Here is a 5,051-nt window from a genome sequence, read left to right as displayed (position 1 = left end):
AACACAGTGGACGCGAGCAACTGAGGACAAGCCCTCGGCCTATTAGTACCGGTCAACTCCACCCCTCACGAGGCTTCCATATCCGGCCTATCAACCCAGTCGTCTACTGGGAGCCTTACCCCATCAAGTGGGTGGGAGCCCTCATCTCGAAGCAGGCTTCCCGCTTAGATGCTTTCAGCGGTTATCCCTCCCGAACGTAGCCAACCAGCCATGCCCTTGGCAGAACAACTGGCACACCAGAGGTTCGTCCGTCCCGGTCCTCTCGTACTAGGGACAGCCCTTCTCAAGACTCCTACGCGCACAGCGGATAGGGACCGAACTGTCTCACGACGTTCTAAACCCAGCTCGCGTACCGCTTTAATGGGCGAACAGCCCAACCCTTGGGACCGACTCCAGCCCCAGGATGCGACGAGCCGACATCGAGGTGCCAAACCATCCCGTCGATATGGACTCTTGGGGAAGATCAGCCTGTTATCCCCGGGGTACCTTTTATCCGTTGAGCGACGGCGCTTCCACAAGCCACCGCCGGATCACTAGTCCCGACTTTCGTCCCTGCTCGACCCGTCGGTCTCACAGTCAAGCTCCCTTGTGCACTTACACTCAACACCTGATTACCAACCAGGCTGAGGGAACCTTTGGGCGCCTCCGTTACTCTTTAGGAGGCAACCGCCCCAGTTAAACTACCCATCAGACACTGTCCCTGATCCGGATCACGGACCCAGGTTAGACATCCAGCACGACCAGACTGGTATTTCAACGACGACTCCCACGACACTGGCGTGCCGCTTTCAAAGTCTCCCAGCTATCCTACACAAGCCGAACCGAACACCAATATCAAACTGTAGTAAAGGTCCCGGGGTCTTTCCGTCCTGCTGCGCGAAACGAGCATCTTTACTCGTAGTGCAATTTCACCGGGCCTATGGTTGAGACAGTCGAGAAGTCGTTACGCCATTCGTGCAGGTCGGAACTTACCCGACAAGGAATTTCGCTACCTTAGGATGGTTATAGTTACCACCGCCGTTTACTGGCGCTTAAGTTCTCAGCTTCGCCCACCCGAAAGTGAGCTAACCGGTCCCCTTAACGTTCCAGCACCGGGCAGGCGTCAGTCCGTATACATCGCCTTACGGCTTCGCACGGACCTGTGTTTTTAGTAAACAGTCGCTTCTCGCTGGTCTCTGCGGCCACACCCAGCTCCAGAGGAAAACTCCATCACCAGACGTGGCCCCCCTTCTCCCGAAGTTACGGGGGCATTTTGCCGAGTTCCTTAACCATAGTTCACCCGAACGCCTCGGTATTCTCTACCTGACCACCTGAGTCGGTTTAGGGTACGGGCCGCCATAAAACTCGCTAGAGGCTTTTCTCGACAGCATAGGATCATCCACTTCGCCACAATCGGCTCGGCATCAGGTCTCAACCACAAGGTGCGCGGATTTACCTACACACCGGCCTACACCCTTACCCCGGGACAACCACCGCCCGGGATGGACTACCTTCCTGCGTCACCCCATCACTCACCTACTAACCGCTTGGTTCAGCGGCTCCACCACTCCCCTCAACTCCGAAGAGATCAGGGCGGCTTCACGGCCTTAGCATCACGATGCTCGATGTTTGACGCTTCACAGCGGGTACCGGAATATCAACCGGTTATCCATCGACTACGCCTGTCGGCCTCGCCTTAGGTCCCGACTTACCCTGGGCAGATCAGCTTGACCCAGGAACCCTTAGTCAATCGGCGCAAACGTTTCCCACGTTTGTATCGCTACTCATGCCTGCATTCTCACTCGTCAACCGTCCACAACTACCTTCCGGTGCTGCTTCACCCGGCAGACGACGCTCCCCTACCCATCACGATCCCCGTTAGAGGTATATATCGCAATGACACGACTTCGGCGGTACGCTTGAGCCCCGCTACATTGTCGGCGCGGAATCACTTGACCAGTGAGCTATTACGCACTCTTTCAAGGGTGGCTGCTTCTAAGCCAACCTCCTGGTTGTCTCTGCGACTCCACATCCTTTCCCACTTAGCGTACGCTTAGGGGCCTTAGTCGATGCTCTGGGCTGTTTCCCTCTCGACCATGGAGCTTATCCCCCACAGTCTCACTGCCGCGCTCTCACTTACCGGCATTCGGAGTTTGGCTAAGGTCAGTAACCCGGTAGGGCCCATCGCCTATCCAGTGCTCTACCTCCGGCAAGAAACACACGACGCTGCACCTAAATGCATTTCGGGGAGAACCAGCTATCACGGAGTTTGATTGGCCTTTCACCCCTAACCACAGGTCATCCCCCAGGTTTTCAACCCTGGTGGGTTCGGTCCTCCACGAAGTCTTACCTCCGCTTCAACCTGCCCATGGCTAGATCACTCCGCTTCGGGTCTTGAGCATGCTACTGAAACGCCCTCTTCGGACTCGCTTTCGCTACGGCTTCCCCACCCGGGTTAACCTCGCAACACACCGCAAACTCGCAGGCTCATTCTTCAAAAGGCACGCAGTCACGAGAACGAGAACAAGTCTCGCTCCGACGCTCCCACGGCTTGTAGGCACACGGTTTCAGGTACTATTTCACTCCCCTCCCGGGGTACTTTTCACCATTCCCTCACGGTACTATCCGCTATCGGTCACCAGGGAATATTTAGGCTTAGCGGGTGGTCCCGCCAGATTCACACGGGATTTCTCGGGCCCCGTGCTACTTGGGTATCCTTCAAGCAAGCCGCTGACGTTTCAGCTACGGGGGTCTTACCCTCTACGCCGGACCTTTCGCATGTCCTTCGCCTACATCAACGGTTTCTAACTCACCGACCAGCCGGCAGACCGGTCAAGAAAGAACCCACAACCCCGCATGCGCAACCCCTGCCGGGTCTCACACACATACGGTTTAGCCTCATCCGGTTTCGCTCGCCACTACTCCCGGAATCACGGTTGTTTTCTCTTCCTGCGGGTACTGAGATGTTTCACTTCCCCGCGTTCCCTCCACACTGCCTATGAGTTCAGCAGCGGGTGACAGCCCATGACGACTGCCGGGTTTCCCCATTCGGAAACCCCCGGATCAAAGCCTGGTTGACGACTCCCCGGGGACTATCGTGGCCTCCCACGTCCTTCATCGGTTCCTGGTGCCAAGGCATCCACCGTGCGCCCTTAAAAACTTGGCCACAGATGCTCGCGTCCACTGTGCAGTTCTCAAACAACGACCAGCCACCCACCACCCCGAACCACAACAGGCTCGAGTTCACTGGGGCCGGCAACCGAAGGAACAAACGATCAAACGATCGTTCCCTCAGACACCCAACAGCGTGCCCGACACCCCGAGCCCTCTCCTCTCGCGTTCCACGCCGAAGCAGTACTAGCGACCAGAGCAGGCCAAGAATGCCGAATAGTCAACGTTCCACCCATGAGCAACCAGCACCGGACACTCGCCGATGAACTGGCCTCTTGACCAGACCAGGAAAACCCGGCCCAGTAAGAAGTGCTCCTTAGAAAGGAGGTGATCCAGCCGCACCTTCCGGTACGGCTACCTTGTTACGACTTCGTCCCAATCGCCAGTCCCACCTTCGACAGCTCCCTCCCACAAGGGGTTGGGCCACCGGCTTCGGGTGTTACCGACTTTCGTGACGTGACGGGCGGTGTGTACAAGGCCCGGGAACGTATTCACCGCAGCAATGCTGATCTGCGATTACTAGCGACTCCGACTTCATGGGGTCGAGTTGCAGACCCCAATCCGAACTGAGACCGGCTTTTTGAGATTCGCTCCACCTCACGGTATCGCAGCTCATTGTACCGGCCATTGTAGCACGTGTGCAGCCCAAGACATAAGGGGCATGATGACTTGACGTCGTCCCCACCTTCCTCCGAGTTGACCCCGGCGGTCTCCCGTGAGTCCCCAGCACCACAAGGGCCTGCTGGCAACACGGGACAAGGGTTGCGCTCGTTGCGGGACTTAACCCAACATCTCACGACACGAGCTGACGACAGCCATGCACCACCTGTACACCGACCACAAGGGGGCGACCATCTCTGGCCGTTTCCGATGTATGTCAAGCCTTGGTAAGGTTCTTCGCGTTGCGTCGAATTAAGCCACATGCTCCGCCGCTTGTGCGGGCCCCCGTCAATTCCTTTGAGTTTTAGCCTTGCGGCCGTACTCCCCAGGCGGGGCACTTAATGCGTTAGCTGCGGCACGGACGACGTGGAATGTCGCCCACACCTAGTGCCCACCGTTTACGGCGTGGACTACCAGGGTATCTAATCCTGTTCGCTCCCCACGCTTTCGCTCCTCAGCGTCAGTATCGGCCCAGAGATCCGCCTTCGCCACCGGTGTTCCTCCTGATATCTGCGCATTTCACCGCTACACCAGGAATTCCGATCTCCCCTACCGAACTCTAGCCTGCCCGTATCGACTGCAGACCCGGGGTTAAGCCCCGGGCTTTCACAACCGACGCGACAAGCCGCCTACGAGCTCTTTACGCCCAATAATTCCGGACAACGCTTGCGCCCTACGTATTACCGCGGCTGCTGGCACGTAGTTAGCCGGCGCTTCTTCTGCAGGTACCGTCACTTTCGCTTCTTCCCTGCTGAAAGAGGTTTACAACCCGAAGGCCGTCATCCCTCACGCGGCGTCGCTGCATCAGGCTTTCGCCCATTGTGCAATATTCCCCACTGCTGCCTCCCGTAGGAGTCTGGGCCGTGTCTCAGTCCCAGTGTGGCCGGTCGCCCTCTCAGGCCGGCTACCCGTCGTCGCCTTGGTGAGCCACTACCTCACCAACAAGCTGATAGGCCGCGGGCTCATCCTGCACCGCCGGAGCTTTCCACGCGCATCGGATGCCCGAGCGCGTCGTATCCGGTATTAGACCCCGTTTCCAGGGCTTGTCCCAGAGTGCAGGGCAGATTGCCCACGTGTTACTCACCCGTTCGCCACTCTTCCCCTCCCGAAGGAGGTTCATCGTTCGACTTGCATGTGTTAAGCACGCCGCCAGCGTTCGTCCTGAGCCAGGATCAAACTCTCCGTGAATGTTTGCCGGTCATCCGGCGACACACACGGGAGCGGAACCATGAGGAGGAATA

At 57.8% G+C, this 5,051-nt stretch carries 2 rRNA genes; both read right to left on the bottom strand.

Annotated elements, in window-relative coordinates:
• Window positions 1-22 precede the first annotated feature (22 nt).
• Window positions 23-3,145, bottom strand: a 23S ribosomal RNA gene (locus tag ACL02U_RS32560).
• Window positions 3,146-3,470: 325 nt separating this feature from the next.
• Window positions 3,471-4,998 (bottom strand): 16S ribosomal RNA (locus ACL02U_RS32555).
• Together the 16S and 23S rRNA genes form the textbook arrangement of a ribosomal RNA operon.
• Window positions 4,999-5,051: the final 53 nt, after the last annotated feature.

The organism is Streptomyces sp. MS06, from assembly GCF_047200655.1.
In the GTDB taxonomy this organism is placed as follows: Bacteria; Actinomycetota; Actinomycetes; order Streptomycetales; family Streptomycetaceae; genus Streptomyces.
The sequence above is the reverse complement of the archived record's forward strand: the minus strand, read 5'-3'. Positions and strand labels throughout refer to the sequence as shown.